This window comes from Pseudomonas sp. ASL4, assembly GCF_056680395.1.
In genome coordinates, this window is the sequence record NZ_CM155280.1 from 349,187 (window position 1) to 362,442 (window position 13,256).

At 57.5% G+C, this 13,256-nt stretch carries 14 protein-coding genes and 1 tRNA gene; 13 read left to right on the forward strand and 2 right to left on the reverse strand.

Features of this window, described 5'->3' with window-relative positions; all coding sequences use genetic code 11:
* Positions 1–266: 266 nt before the first annotated feature.
* The 7 genes from AC1MEW_RS01485 to AC1MEW_RS01515 all read left to right on the forward strand — a co-directional run bounded on the left by AC1MEW_RS01485 (position 267) and on the right by AC1MEW_RS01515 (position 6,764).
* Complete coding sequence (locus AC1MEW_RS01485; protein ID WP_201256181.1) at positions 267–671, forward strand: acetyl-CoA sensor PanZ family protein; 405 nt, start codon at positions 267–269, stop codon at positions 669–671.
* Positions 672–747: 76 nt separating this feature from the next.
* Entirely contained in the window at positions 748–2,979 is a 2,232-nt protein-coding gene (locus tag AC1MEW_RS01490) for an AsmA family protein (RefSeq protein ID WP_201199830.1), read from the forward strand.
* Entirely contained in the window at positions 2,976–4,043 is a 1,068-nt protein-coding gene (gene mutY, locus AC1MEW_RS01495; protein ID WP_480425224.1) for an A/G-specific adenine glycosylase, read from the forward strand. The genes AC1MEW_RS01490 and mutY overlap by 4 nt, the downstream gene beginning before the upstream one ends.
* On the forward strand, positions 4,040–4,312 hold the full coding sequence (locus AC1MEW_RS01500) for an oxidative damage protection protein (RefSeq protein WP_008149405.1): 273 nt from the start codon (positions 4,040–4,042) through the stop codon (positions 4,310–4,312). The genes mutY and AC1MEW_RS01500 overlap by 4 nt, the downstream gene beginning before the upstream one ends.
* A 103-nt stretch (positions 4,313–4,415) precedes the next feature.
* Positions 4,416–4,491 (forward strand) — tRNA-Phe (locus tag AC1MEW_RS01505).
* A 331-nt stretch (positions 4,492–4,822) separates the two neighbouring features.
* On the forward strand, positions 4,823–5,902 hold the full coding sequence (locus AC1MEW_RS01510; RefSeq protein WP_201256180.1) for a hypothetical protein: 1,080 nt from the start codon (positions 4,823–4,825) through the stop codon (positions 5,900–5,902).
* 70 nt (positions 5,903–5,972) lie between these two features.
* Entirely contained in the window at positions 5,973–6,764 is a 792-nt protein-coding gene (locus tag AC1MEW_RS01515) for a TSUP family transporter (RefSeq protein ID WP_480425226.1), read from the forward strand.
* A 117-nt stretch (positions 6,765–6,881) separates the two neighbouring features.
* Here AC1MEW_RS01515 and AC1MEW_RS01520 read toward each other — a convergent pair whose 3' ends face one another.
* On the reverse strand, positions 6,882–7,331 hold the full coding sequence (locus AC1MEW_RS01520; RefSeq protein WP_201256178.1) for a carboxypeptidase regulatory-like domain-containing protein: 450 nt from the start codon (positions 7,329–7,331) through the stop codon (positions 6,882–6,884).
* Positions 7,332–7,590: 259 nt separating this feature from the next.
* On the opposite strand from AC1MEW_RS01520, the gene AC1MEW_RS01525 reads away from it, so the two are divergent.
* From AC1MEW_RS01525 to vapC, 6 genes are all read left to right on the forward strand, one after another.
* Positions 7,591–8,649, forward strand: a complete 1,059-nt coding sequence (locus AC1MEW_RS01525; protein ID WP_480425228.1) for a PDDEXK nuclease domain-containing protein — start codon at positions 7,591–7,593, stop codon at positions 8,647–8,649.
* Between the two features lie 68 nt (positions 8,650–8,717).
* Positions 8,718–9,686 carry an alpha/beta hydrolase family protein gene (locus AC1MEW_RS01530; protein ID WP_480425230.1) on the forward strand — a complete coding sequence of 323 codons (969 nt, stop codon included), beginning with the start codon at positions 8,718–8,720 and terminating at the stop codon, positions 9,684–9,686.
* 37 nt (positions 9,687–9,723) lie between these two features.
* Positions 9,724–10,140 carry a hypothetical protein gene (locus AC1MEW_RS01535; RefSeq protein WP_201199781.1) on the forward strand — a complete coding sequence of 139 codons (417 nt, stop codon included), beginning with the start codon at positions 9,724–9,726 and terminating at the stop codon, positions 10,138–10,140.
* Positions 10,141–10,145: 5 nt separating this feature from the next.
* Complete coding sequence (locus AC1MEW_RS01540) at positions 10,146–10,598, forward strand: hypothetical protein (RefSeq protein WP_322270243.1); 453 nt, start codon at positions 10,146–10,148, stop codon at positions 10,596–10,598.
* Positions 10,599–10,785: 187 nt separating this feature from the next.
* Positions 10,786–11,016 (forward strand): type II toxin-antitoxin system VapB family antitoxin, encoded by a 231-nt coding sequence (gene vapB, locus AC1MEW_RS01545; protein WP_201256176.1) that lies wholly within the window; start codon positions 10,786–10,788, stop codon positions 11,014–11,016.
* Positions 11,016–11,423 carry a type II toxin-antitoxin system tRNA(fMet)-specific endonuclease VapC gene (vapC, locus tag AC1MEW_RS01550; protein WP_201256175.1) on the forward strand — a complete coding sequence of 136 codons (408 nt, stop codon included), beginning with the start codon at positions 11,016–11,018 and terminating at the stop codon, positions 11,421–11,423. The genes vapB and vapC overlap by 1 nt, the downstream gene beginning before the upstream one ends.
* 72 nt (positions 11,424–11,495) lie before the next feature.
* Here vapC and gabP read toward each other — a convergent pair whose 3' ends face one another.
* The gene (gene gabP, locus AC1MEW_RS01555; protein WP_201199777.1) at positions 11,496–12,887 is read right to left on the reverse strand and encodes a GABA permease; all 1,392 of its coding nucleotides are present in this window, start codon (positions 12,885–12,887) and stop codon (positions 11,496–11,498) included.
* Between the last annotated feature and the right edge of the window lie 369 nt (positions 12,888–13,256).

A 13,256-nucleotide genomic window follows, 5' to 3' on the forward strand; every position in this document is an offset into this window, starting at 1 on the left:
AGGCATGACCGTTTTTTGGGTGAAACCCGTTTGGGCGCGATGTTCAGTCGCAGAAGGACGGACGAACCGGCAGAGGTTACCATTTGCTCGTGACAGAAAAACCAAACTGACATCACCTTTTGTATGTCATCTGTTCTCGTACGACTCCAAATCGCCATTCACCGGTAGGAGCGAGGCTTGCCCGCGAAGGCGATCTAAAGGACGCTAACGCCGACAAGCCTTGCTCCTACGGGGCTTGATATCCGTACAAACTCACAGGAACCGCTATGCCGATCATTGTCGAGCCGCTGACCGAAGCCACTTACCAGGATCAGCAAGACCTGCAAAAGATCTACCGCGATGCGCCGCACTGGCTGTTTGCACCGTTTGCCGGTGACGTGCAGTTGATCGAAGGCTGCCTGCGGGACGGCTCACTGATTGCCGGGCGCTTCAACGATCGGCTGCTGGGCGCCGGACGCCTGCAACGTCAACCGAACGTCTGGCATTTGTCGCAAATTTGCGTGCGAAAAATCACCCGTCGCCGTGGCGTGGCAGAGCGGTTGGTGAACGAAGCGCAGAAAATGGCGTCGCAATCGGGCGCGACATTACATTTGCTAGCGCCTGCCGGGCACCTGGAAGCCCAGGCACTGGCGGCCAAACTGAACGTGCCATTGGATGTACTGCCGACATGAACTGACCGGTCGTCAGTTTTGGGGCGCTATACTCCCCGGCTATTTTTCGAATTCGACTAACTACAAGGACTCGCCCATGAAAGCGTTCGGCAAAATCCTGGGTCTGGTACTTCTCGGGCTGTTGCTGATCATTGTGGCGCTGGGCTTTGCCCTGACCCACCTCTTCGATCCCAACGACTATAAAGACGAGATTCGCCAGATTGCCCGCGACAAGGCCCACATCGAGCTGACGCTCAATGGCGATATCGGCTGGAGCCTGTTCCCGTGGCTGGGCCTGGAATTGCACGACGCCAGCATCGCGACCCTGATCAAACCCAACGAACCTTACGCAGACTTGCAAATGCTCGGCCTGTCGGTTCGCGTGCTGCCGCTGCTGCGCCGTGAAGTACAGATGAGTGACGTGCGCGTCGAAGGCTTGAACCTGCGCCTGAACCGCGACAAGGACGGCCACGGCAACTGGGAAGACATCGGCAAGCTCCCGCCAGAGCCCAACACTGCTCCAGCTGGCACCCCGCCGGCTGCCGGCGAGCCTGCGCCAGAAGCCCCCGCTGTAGCGGAAAAACCGCCGCAGCCGATCCGCCTGGACATCGACAGCCTGACCGTGAACAACGCGCGGGTTGAATACAACGATGAAAAAACCGGCAAGAACTACAGCGCCGAAAGCATCCAGATGAGCACCGGAGCTGTTCACGATTCGACCAACATTCCGCTCAAACTCACGGCGTTCCTGTCTGCGAACCAGCCTGCGCTGCGGATTCGTACCGAGCTTAACGGTGAGCTGCGCATCGCCCGCGCCCTTCAGCGCTACCAGTTCGAAGACATGAAACTGTCCGGCGAAGTGACCGGCGACCCGCTGCAAGGCAAGACCATGACCTTCGCCGCCCAGGGTCAGGTGCTGCTGGATAAAGCGGCCAACGTCGCCGAATGGACCGGGATCAAGATCTCTGCCAACCAGTTGCGCGCCTTGGGTGAACTGAAGGTCAACGACCTCGACAAGACCCCGCAAATAAACGGCGGCCTGTCGATTGCCCAGTTTGACCTGGCCAAATTCGTCGACAGCATCGGCCAGAAACTCCCGGCTATGGCCGAAGGCAGCCTGAGCAAAGTCGAGCTGGTCAGCCGTCTCGCCGGGACGCCCACCAGCCTGGCGTTCGACAACATCAACCTGAAAGTCGACGACAGCAACTTCAGTGGCCGGATCGCCGTCGAGGACTTCGCCAAGCAATCGCTGCGCGCCACCCTCAAGGCTGACACGTTCAACGTCGATCGTTACTTGCCGCCCAAATCCGCCGAAGCCAACAGCGCCACGCAAGTGCGTCAGGCCGAAGTGGCCAGCACCGAGGCCGATGCCATGGCTGGCGCCGGGACTACACCGCTGCCACCGTCGCCGACCAAAGGCGCCTGGAGCACCGAGCGCCTGCTGCCGGTGGAACGCCTGAGTAAACTCGACGTAGATGCCGACCTGACCTTCGGCCTACTGACCCTCGACAAACTGCCCATCCAGAACGCTGCGCTCAAAGCCTCCGGCCAGGGCGGCTTGCTGACCCTCGAAAACCTGCGCGGCGACTTGTACAACGGCAACTTCGAAGCCAAGGGCACCCTGGACGTGCGTCAGCAAGTGCCGGCCCTGAGTATGCAAACCCATATCACCAAAGTGCCGGTGGAAAAGATCCTCGAAAGCCAGGGTAAAAATCCGCCAGTCAAAGGCCTGGTGACGCTCACCAGCGCGCTGACCGGCAACGGCAACAGTCAGAAAGCACTGATCGAAAGCCTCAACGGCAACGCCAGTTTCGTCATCAACAACGGCGTGCTGCTCAATGCCAACCTTGAGCAGCAACTGTGCAAAGGCATCGCCACCCTGAACCGCAAAACCCTCAGCGGCGAACCACGGGGCAAGGACACGCCGTTCCAGGAACTCAAGGGCAACCTGACCTTTCGCAACGGCGTGGCCAGCAATCCCGACATGAAAGTGCGCACCCCGGGCATGACCGTCAACGGTGACGGCGACGTCGATCTGCGGGTGCTGGGCATGGACTATCGCGTCGGCATCATCGTCGAAGGCGATACCAGCGCCATTCCGGATCCGGCCTGCCAGGTCGGCGACAAGTTCGTCGGCATCGAGTGGCCGTTGCGCTGCCGTGGTCCGCTGGAACTGGGAGCCAAGGCCTGCCGCCTGGACAACGAACGCATGGGCCAGGTCGCGGCTAAATTGGCCGGCGACAAGCTCAGCGACAAGATCGACGAGAAGCTTGGTGACAAAGTCAGTCCTGAACTGAAAAACGCATTGAAGGGGCTGTTCAAGCGATGAGAGCCGAGCAGTTTTCATCGGCGGTGCTGGACTGGTACGACCGCCACGGCCGCCACGACTTGCCCTGGCAACAGGGCATCACCCCGTACCGGGTGTGGGTCTCGGAAATCATGTTGCAGCAAACCCAGGTCAGCACCGTGCTGAACTACTTCGACCGTTTCATGGCTTCGTTGCCGACGGTTGAAGCCCTGGCTGCAGCGCCGGAAGACGAAGTGCTGCACTTGTGGACGGGCCTGGGCTACTACACTCGCGCACGCAATCTGCAGAAGACCGCGAAGATCGTCGTCGCTGAATACGGCGGCGAATTCCCCCGTGATGTGGAAAAGCTTGTCGATCTGCCGGGCATCGGTTTGTCCACGGCCGGCGCCATCGCCAGCCTGAGCATGGGCCTGCGGGCGCCGATCCTCGACGGCAACGTTAAACGGGTCCTGGCGCGCTTTACCGCGCAAGAGGGTTATCCGGGTGAGCCGAAGGTCGCCAAACAGCTCTGGGCGAACGCTGAGCGCTTTACACCGCATGATCGAGTCAACGCCTACACCCAGGCGATGATGGATCTGGGCGCCACGCTTTGCACTCGCAGTAAACCGAGCTGTCTGCTCTGCCCGCTGGAAAAGGGCTGCGAAGCGCACATGCTCGGCCTGGAAACCCGCTACCCGATCCCCAAACCGCGCAAAACCGTGCCACAGAAGCGCACGTTGATGCCGATGCTCTCCAACGGCAAAGGTGCGATTCTGCTTTACCGGCGGCCTTCCACGGGCCTGTGGGGCGGTTTGTGGAGCTTGCCGGAACTCGACGACCTCGACGACCTGCAACATCTGGCCACGCAGCACTCGCTGGAACTGGGCAGCCAACAAGCGCTGCCGAGCCTGGTCCACACCTTCAGCCACTTCCAGTTGTCCATCGAACCCTGGCTGGTCCAGGTCCAGGAGTCCGGTCATCACGTGGCCGAGGCTGACTGGCTCTGGTATAACCTCGCCACCCCGCCGCGCCTGGGCCTTGCCGCCCCGGTCAAAACCTTGCTCGAACGCGCGGCCGCCGTATTGAACGCAGGAGAGTCGTCATGACCCGCACCATCATGTGCCGCAAGTACAAAGAAGAATTGCCAGCCCTGGAGCGCGCCCCGTTCCCGGGCGCCAAAGGTCAGGACATTTTTGACCACGTCTCGGCCAAGGCCTGGGCCGACTGGCAGAAACACCAAACCCTGCTGATCAACGAAAAACGCCTGAACATGATGAACGCCGAAGATCGCAAATATCTGCAGGGCGAGATGGACAAGTTCTTTTCCGGCGAGGAATACGCCAAGGCTGACGGCTACGTTCCGCCGGCTGAATAATCCCGATATTTCGGGGGTCGGAACGTAAGCGACGGTAATAATTAAAATTTTTTTGAAAACTTTCTTGACGACCCCCTGAAAAACCAGTTTAATGCGCCCCGTTGCCCAGATAGCTCAGTCGGTAGAGCAGGGGATTGAAAATCCCCGTGTCGGCGGTTCGATTCCGTCTCTGGGCACCAAATACCGAAAACCCTGAATCGCAAGATTCAGGGTTTTTTTATGCCCGCGATTTGATCAGGCGCCGCTCCACTCACCATCGAAGCGCCGGACGAAGCATCAATTCCCCACCTCCTATCGCCACGCCAGGAAACGCCTGTAACGCTCGCCGAGGCCTAGTCGCGAAAAGCATCAGCAGGGGTGATCGAACCTTTTTGGCTGTCCTTCGGGTCTGTCGGAACGCTCCGTAGGCTTTAACGGAAATGGATGACATACGCAGATTATCGGACTGGGCAGAATCGAAGGAGGATCTGCCGCATAACCGGGAGCAGATACACGACAGGGATGTAGACAATGACTGGCGCCATCAAACACGACGTCGAAACCGCCGAGTTTTTTACTGAACAAGAAATCAGAACTTTCAGCTTTGATATTCGGCAAGCGACCCTACTTCACAGATTCGCCGAAGAACTGGCCGCGATCGGCGGGCCGCAGGCACCAGGAGCCAAGTCCAAAGCCTCTCTGGCAGCCACCGAGTTAAAGTTCTCGTTTTCGAAAGACCAATGTGAGCTGCTGGGTGCCTACTCCGACGGCCTGGTTTCTGTGTTGATCTTTGAAGGGTTACAGAAATTCACCGATGTCAGCCCTCCAAATGAACTACCAAACCTGACATCCCTCGAAAATCGATACGACATCCTTTGCCTGGCTGCCCGTAGTCAGATCCTGTTGAAACTGGTGGATAACACTGCCTTTGCCTATGACATGGATAACGAAGGAAAACTGGTTCGATTGGTGGCCAACTTCAAGGGTGGCGGACTTATCAAAATCAATGCCGAGCCGGAAATCAAAGAACTGAGCTCCCATTCCGGCCTCGCACTTGGCCCGCATACCGAGGCGCCTTACTGGTGCGCCGTGAACGCGAAAGACGGGCACTCACCCTCTCCCTCGTCGCTCATACTTTCCGCCCTGTGGAACCCGAGCCTGGAACCTACTCGGGTCATTCCACTGCCTCCCATACTCGAAAAAATTGGCGTCACCAACTGCCTCGCACTGACCACGGGTAACTTTCAGTTCACTCGTAGCGATTCCTTTGTCAGTGGCAGAGGACAGGATGGCCGCAACGTTTCGATTCTGGAGTTCGACGACAAAGTCGGTTTCGCCGCCCGTTTCAACTCGTATCGCTTTTCGGTCAACGAGAACGTCTCGAATTTTGTTAAACAAGCCTACACCGCCCTTTGTCAGGGCGTGGACGAAGCAACTCCCGCCAAATACACGCTGACCCAGGAATCGGCCATGGCCATCAATAACACCCGGGCTCTGCACTGTCGGGATGTCATCAAAGACAACAGGCGGGTCTTGGTTCGCATCTTCGGACTTTCAAAATTTTCGACTCCTATCGTTGTTTCAGATGACCCATTACTGCTGCAGGGCTGATTTTTTAAATGCTCAGGCTTGAACGACCCGTCATGTGATGACTGGCCAACAACGATAAAGAGGGAATGTAATGTCTTGGGATGTCATTGGCATGTTGGCGCTTGTCGCCTTTTGCGCTGGCTTTTTTGATGCCATTGCCGGAGGTGGTGGCTTGATCACCTTACCTGCGTTGTTTCTGGCAGGTGTAGATCCGATCAGTGCAATTGCAACGAACAAGTTCCAGGCTGCTTCGGCAACTATTTCGGCAACCATAACCTTTGCTCGCAAGGGCTTGATCGAGTGGCGCCAAGGCCGCTTCCTGGTTGTCTGCGGATTTATTGGCGGCGCCGGTGGCGCCTTGTTGGTCAGTTCTATTGATAAGCGTTATCTGGAAGTGTGCGTGCCCATCATGCTGATTCTGGTGGCTATCTATTTTGCGCTCTCGCCAAAACTGGCCAGTGAGGACCGGCGCAAGAGAATCGGCATCCTGCTTTTCTCGTTTACCGTTGCGCCCATCCTGGGCTTCTACGACGGCATATTTGGCCCCGGCGTAGGCTCTTTCTTCATTGTCGGGCTTGTCCTTCTCTGTGGCCTCGGCATGATGCGGGCCATGAGCTTCACCAAACTTGCCAATGCCTCATGCAACCTGGGCTCTCTATCGGTTTTTATCACCAAAGGGGTAATTATCTGGCCGATTGCCATAGCCATGGCTTTGGCAGCGTTCATCGGTGCACAGCTAGGTGCACGAGCGGCTGTTCGGGTCGGTCCCCGGCTGATCAAGCCCATGTTGATCGTGGTCTGCTGCGCCTTAGCCATCAAACTGCTGAGCGTGGAAACCAATCCTTTGCGTGTAGCAGTCCTCCAATCATTGGCATCGCTATAAGCACTGGCCAGTATTGATCAGGAACTGAACAGTCGTTTCTCACAGCGCGGGTGCCTCTGCCTGCTGAGAATCGTAATCACGACAGCCTGACAAGCCAATGCACCAAATCCGAGGCGCCTAATTTGCCTCGCCCCAGTGGAAGACTAGATTGCGAGCAGCGCCGCTGCCTACATCCGTCACGTCACGCCGCACCTCGCCGTTGCGAGTCGCAACAACGGTGTACTTACCGGCAGGCAGTTGAACGTAAACCAGAGGGCCGGCCTGAGTAAGGGTCAGCACGGTTTCTCCCTGGGCTTTTTGAATGACCACTTCCACGTCGGGAATGTATTGATTCTGCGAACCAACGGAGAAGGTCATGTGCAAGTTATAACCCTTGGACTGCTGAATGGCCTTTGACTCGTCCTCGCCGATACCGCCGGACAGGTAGGTGATCCCGTTCTGTTGCTGCTGCTGGGCTTGTACACCGGAATTGTCGACCGGATCGAGGCTGGCGGCATGCGACAGGGTTGGGAACATCAACACGCCAAGGGCGGCGAGTGGCAATACGAGTGAATGAATGTACTTCATGATGGCGACTCCCGGGCTCTACGGAGCCCAATCGTTACCCCTTTAGATTTCTGACGGGACACCCAAGTTTTAGATTGATTGGAACTTGGGACGACTGCGAATAGGACTACGCGTTGTATTCCTTAAACGTCGGACGCAGCCGGTGGCGTCCTGCAAATTGAATCGGAATTTCCTGCCGGTTTTTCGGCAGCGCCCGGCATCGCTGACTAGCTTGTCATTGGCATTCTTTCCGCCAGTCAATCCAGCTGCGGAAAACTTCATGAGCGCCCTCACACCCGACAACACTCAAGACCCACAACTCGCCTCACTGCTTGGCAATCTTGGCGAATTGATTCGCCAGGCGCGCCAGAAGGTTTTGAGAGCGGTCGATACCGCTCAAGTACAAACCTGTTGGCAGATTGGCCGGCATATTGTCGAGTTCGAGCAGGAAGGTGCCCAAAGGGCCACGTATGGCAAGCAATTGCTGGCGACGCTTGCGAAGGACCTGACAGGGAAGTTTGGGAAAGGTTTTGATGCATCAAACCTTCGCTACATGCGGCTGTTCTACCAGGCATTCCCAAATTGTGACGCACTGCGTCACGAATTGAGCTGGACCCACTACCGAAGGCTGCTACGTGTCGATAACGACAAGGCACGCAAGTGGTACATGGACGAAGCCGCCAATCAAAACTGGTCAAGCCGCGCGCTGGAACGCCAGATCAACACCCTCTACTACGAGCGTCTATTGATGAGTCGGGACAAGGCTCCCGTCATGACGGAAGCCGCTACCAACATCAAAGCGATGACCGACAGCCCTCGGGAATTCATCCGGGATCCCGTGATGCTCGAGTTTCTCGGCCTGCCCAATGCAGGACTCGTTCTGGAAACCGAACTTGAACAAGCACTCATCGAGCAACTTCAGGGCTTCCTGCTCGAGCTGGGGAATGGTTTTGCTTTTGTCGCCCGCCAGCAACGCATAAGCACCGAAGGCAGAGACTTCTACATCGATCTTGTGTTCTACAACTACCTGCTCAAATGCTTTGTCATCTTCGATCTCAAGCGCGGTGAATTAACCCATCAGGATGTTGGCCAGATGGACATGTATGTGCGCATGTATGACGACCTCAAGCGCAACGATGAAGACGGGCCCACCGTCGGTATCATTCTTTGCGCGCAAAAAAACGAGTCAGTGGTGCGCTACTCGGTGTTACAGGGCAACGAACAACTGTTCGCCAGCAAGTACAAACTGGTGTTGCCGAGCGAGGAGGAGTTGCGCGCTGAGCTGGATCGGGAACGACGGGCAATTGAAGAGCGTCTGCTCAACCAAACAGACCGATAACCCCGACAGATTGTCCATAAGCTGCGCGAAGACTATCGTTGGCAGCTACCCGCAAAGGTCCAAAGCCAATGAATTTGCAGGACATGCCCTCACCGGCACCAGCCCAGGCTGAGTTAACGTCGCCAGTTACTAGCGCCCCCTTCAAAGAACCCGCCTGCGACGGCTTCACCCTCGGCGGTTTCACCTGGCGTCACGCCTTCCAGGACACCGCCCGCCCGGTCGTGATCATCAACGCCGCCACTTCGGTCCGTTGCCGACACTACTCGCGCTTCGCCGATTACCTGTTCGCCAATGACTTCGATGTCATCACCTATGACTACCGTGGCATCGGCGAATCGCGGCCGGCGTCGCTGAAAGGGCTGGACGCTTCCTGGTCCGACTGGGGCGCGCTGGATTTCGAAGCGATGCTCAAGCGCGCTCAGCGTGAATTCCCCGGCCAGCCCATCGACGTGGTCGGCCACAGCTTTGGCGGCTGTGCGGCGGGCCTGGGGGCCTCTGGGCACCTGATCCGGCACTTGGTGACGGTCGGCGCGCAGTTCGCTTACTGGCGCGACTATGCGCCCGCTCACCGTTGGCGAATGTTCGGCAAATGGCACCTGGTGATGCCGCTGATGACGATGATCTGCGGTTACTTCCCCGGCAAACGTCTTGGCTGGCTGGAAGACACGCCCGCCGGCGTCGTCCGCGACTGGAGCACGCCCACCGCTCGCTACGAGCAGCGCCCCAGCGGTCGCGTGATCCACGCAAAGCACGGTCGGCTGCCGTTCGCCAATGTCACCGCAAAAACCCTGGCCATCAGCCTTAGCGACGATCCTTACGGCACGATCCCGGCCATTGAGCGCTTGCTCGGCTACTTCACCGGCAGCACGACCACCCATCTGCGAATCGCCCCGAAAGACATTGGCGAAGAAGAAGTCGGACATTTCGCCTTTTTTCGTAGCCCATACCAAGCCACACTATGGCCCATTGCATTGTCCTGGCTGCAAAACGGCGAACTGGCCCCCGATACTCCCGGGCGGCGAGTTTCACGTAGCTGAGTGACCTGCCCTCTCAACGAAATACGGAACGACGCCCATGGCATCCGCGAACAAGCAGCAAAAACGCGCCACCCGCGCCAAAGCCAAGGCCAAGCAGAACCGCACCCAACGGGCTGCCGCGCCGGTGGAGCTGGACCCGAACGATGACCGCATCGACTTCGAATCGGTGGACCTGACCGAACTGTTCAAGACCATGATCGACGCTGAAAAAATCAGTCAGCAAGCCATGTGCACGGCTTTCCTCGAAGACCCATTGCTGACGCTGGTGTACGAACAGGAAGGCGAAGAAGGCGCGATGGACTTCATCCTCGCGGCGCTGATCGAGTATCGCCAGTGGTCCACCGAAGCGGACGAAGCCGGCGCCCTGGCGTGGATCGAATCCCCAGCCTTCCAGGCTGACTACGTGGCGGCGTCCGACGCCATCGCGGCCCAAACACAACCGAAAGCGAACTGAAATTAATGGCATCCCTGAACAAGCAACAAAAACGCGCCAAACGCGCCAAGATCAAAGCCAAGCAAATCAATATCCACGGCCGTAAACCCGCCGAGCTGGACGATGACCTGGGCGACATCGGCGAGCCGATCCCGGAATACACCCTGGCGATGTTCAGCAAAATGCGCGACGCCGAAGCCATCGGCCGTAACGACATGCTACTGACCCTGCTGACGAACCTCGCCGACATCATCAGCGACCACCCAGAACTGCTGGATATGGAAAACGCCGACAACGAAGCCATGGCCGCCACCCACCTGGCCGCCGACATGCTGATCGACTACCGCATGTGGACCGACGGCATGGACCGCGAAACCGCCCAGGCCTGGCTGACCGATCCGCAGTTCATCACTGATTTCGGCACTGCGCTGGATAGCTATCGCGAATCGCTGGACGCGCAGGAAGAAAAGGCTGAGTAATCGCCTTCGAATAGAAACAAAAACGGCCGCTTGTCATCACTGACAGCGGCCGTTTTTTTGTAGAGAACAAAAACGTGCCCAGGTCTGTCGCTACCCTTTGTCACTCGACACGTATATCCCATTGACATATCCCGCTTAAAAACTATCCTTTGGACTCACAACTGCAGCAAAAGAGCAGGAGGACAACATGGAGCAAACCACCATTTTCATGAGCAACCGGAGCCAGGCCGTTCGCCTGCCCAAAGCCGTAGCGATGCCTGGGGATGTGAAACGAGTTGATGTAATCGCCATCGGCAGAGCACGAATCATCACTCCCGCTGGAGAAGCTTGGGATAGCTGGTTCGACGGCGAAGGCGTGAGTACAGACTTCATGACCGACCGTGAACAACCTATCGATCAGGAGCGTGAGTCGTTCTGATGATCAAGTTCATGCTCGATACAAACATCTGTATTTTCACCATCAAGAACAAGCCCCAAGTTGTACGCGAGGCGTTTAATCGTCATCACGGCCAGTTGTGCATCAGTGCAATTACGCTGATGGAACTGATCTACGGTGCAGAGAAATCCGCAGCGCCGGAAAAGAACCTCGCTGTCATCGAGGGCTTTGCTGCCCGCCTCGAGATCTTGCCTTTCGATTACGATGCCGCCGCTCACACCGGGATGATTCGTTCAGAACTGGCAAAAGCAGGAACACCGATAGGTCCCTATGATCAGATGATCGCCGGCCACGCGCGCTCACAAGGATTCACCGTAATAACAAATAATCTTCGGGAGTTTGAACGCGTACCTGGCTTACGGGTTGAGGATTGGGTTCACCCCACTTGAAACACTGCCCGGAAAACAAAAACGGCCGCTTGTCATCACTGACAGCGGCCGTTTTGCATTACGCGATGTGAATCAGTTCAACACCACCGCTCCAACCTTCTGCATCTTGCGACGACGGGCTACGAACAAGCCGACCGCCACTACCAGCAAGCTCAGGAACCCGGTCGCGAGGATCTCCACGCGGTGGGCGTCCTGGAACAGCATGATGGTCAGGGCCGCGACGATGAAGATGATCACCGCGTAGGTCAGGCCCGGGAACAACCACATGCTGAAGGCGATTTTTTCGCCGCGTGCCATACGCTGCTTGCGCATACGCAGTTGCGAGATGGCGATCACCAGGTACACCAACAACGCGATGGCGCCAGAGGTGGCCAGCAGGAAGTCGAACACAGCGGCCGGGGCCACGTAGTTGGCGAACACTGCCAGGAACGCAGCAGCGGTGGACAGGATGACTGCCCAGTACGGCGTGCCGCTTTTGTTGGTGCGTTGGGAAACGGCCGGCGCATCACCGCGTTTGCCCAGGGAGAACATCATGCGCGAAGCGGTGTACAGCGCCGAGTTCAGGCAACTGGTCACAGCCACCAGCACCACGATGTCGACGATCAGCTTGGCATTCGGGATGCCCATACGCTCAAGTACAGTCTGGTAGGAACCCACAGCAGCCAGAACCGGATCGTTCCATGGCACCAGGGCCACGACGATGAAGATCGACACGAGGTAGAACAAGCCAATCCGCCAGATCACCGAGTTGGTGGCCTTGGAGATTTGCTGGCCAGGGTTCTTCGATTCCGCGGCCGCGATGGTCACGATCTCGGTGCCCATGAAGGAAAACATGGTGGTCAGGATCGCGCCCAATACAGCGCCCATGCCGTTTGGCAGGAAGCCTTGGGTGTCGAACAGGTGCGAAACGCCGCTGACCTGGCTGTTCGGCAAGAAGCCGAAAATCGCCAGAATGCCGAGACCAATGAAGCCGATGATCGCGATAACTTTGACCAGAGCGAACCAGAATTCGAACTCACCGTAGTTCTTCACGCTGAACAGGTTGGTCACCGTCAGCAGCAAAGTGATAACCAGGGTGAAGGCCCAGATCGCCACATTCGGGAACCAGGCATGCAGGATGGTCGCGGCGGCGTTGGCCTCCAGCGGGATCACCAACACCCAGAACCACCAATACAACCAGCCGATGGTGAAACCGGCCCAATGCCCGATCGCGCGGTCGGCGTATGTCGAGAAGGAGCCAGTGTCCGGCGAAGCGACGGCCATTTCGCCGAGCATGCGCATCACCAGCACGACCAGCGCGCCGGCAGCGGCGTAGGCCAACAGCACGGCTGGGCCGGCAGCGGCGATGGCGTGGCCCGAGCCAACAAACAGGCCGGCGCCGATAACACCAGCGATCGACAACATAGTCACATGACGCGGTTTGAGCCCCTGTTCGAGGCCATTAGAGCTTTGGGTGCTGCTCATTGAAACTACCTTTGCAAGGAAAGCGATTCAGTCCACCGCGTCTGGCATTTCTTTCTCGTAAAAAGAATCCAACGGGGCGTTCCGTATTCTGCACGCAATAATTGCGCCAAAATGTTACAGAGTCCCGAGAACCGCGGCTCTTAGGCTGACCGGACGGTCATCGCAAGTCATTGAGATTAATGGCAATTTGCCAGAGCGTTACCCAGCGACCCACTTGAAGGACGAATCAACGCACCATAAACACACTTAAAAAATGCGCGACGCACAATAAAAGTGCAGATCCGGAACGTTTGTCCGGTTAGCGCTTCCAACACCCCGTCAAAGCTGGCAACATCGCGCCTTTTTTTACGTGCCCCCCGCTCCGGCTTG

Bases quoted from the DNA above. Each gene is read 5' to 3' on its own strand.
- AC1MEW_RS01530 (WP_480425230.1), top strand. From the start codon at position 8,718: ATGAATTTGCAGGACATGCCCTCACCGGCACCAGCCCAGGCTGAGTTA.
- AC1MEW_RS01540 (WP_322270243.1), top strand. From the start codon at position 10,146: ATGGCATCCCTGAACAAGCAACAAAAACGCGCCAAACGCGCCAAGATC.
- mutY (WP_480425224.1), top strand. From the start codon at position 2,976: ATGAGAGCCGAGCAGTTTTCATCGGCGGTGCTGGACTGGTACGACCGC.
- AC1MEW_RS01525 (WP_480425228.1), top strand. From the start codon at position 7,591: ATGAGCGCCCTCACACCCGACAACACTCAAGACCCACAACTCGCCTCA.
- AC1MEW_RS01485 (WP_201256181.1), top strand. From the start codon at position 267: ATGCCGATCATTGTCGAGCCGCTGACCGAAGCCACTTACCAGGATCAG.
- AC1MEW_RS01490 (WP_201199830.1), top strand. From the start codon at position 748: ATGAAAGCGTTCGGCAAAATCCTGGGTCTGGTACTTCTCGGGCTGTTG.
- gabP (WP_201199777.1), bottom strand. From the start codon at position 12,887: ATGAGCAGCACCCAAAGCTCTAATGGCCTCGAACAGGGGCTCAAACCG.
- AC1MEW_RS01535 (WP_201199781.1), top strand. From the start codon at position 9,724: ATGGCATCCGCGAACAAGCAGCAAAAACGCGCCACCCGCGCCAAAGCC.
- AC1MEW_RS01520 (WP_201256178.1), bottom strand. From the start codon at position 7,331: ATGAAGTACATTCATTCACTCGTATTGCCACTCGCCGCCCTTGGCGTG.
- AC1MEW_RS01510 (WP_201256180.1), top strand. From the start codon at position 4,823: ATGACTGGCGCCATCAAACACGACGTCGAAACCGCCGAGTTTTTTACT.
- AC1MEW_RS01515 (WP_480425226.1), top strand. From the start codon at position 5,973: ATGTCTTGGGATGTCATTGGCATGTTGGCGCTTGTCGCCTTTTGCGCT.
- vapC (WP_201256175.1), top strand. From the start codon at position 11,016: ATGATCAAGTTCATGCTCGATACAAACATCTGTATTTTCACCATCAAG.
- vapB (WP_201256176.1), top strand. From the start codon at position 10,786: ATGGAGCAAACCACCATTTTCATGAGCAACCGGAGCCAGGCCGTTCGC.
- AC1MEW_RS01500 (WP_008149405.1), top strand. From the start codon at position 4,040: ATGACCCGCACCATCATGTGCCGCAAGTACAAAGAAGAATTGCCAGCC.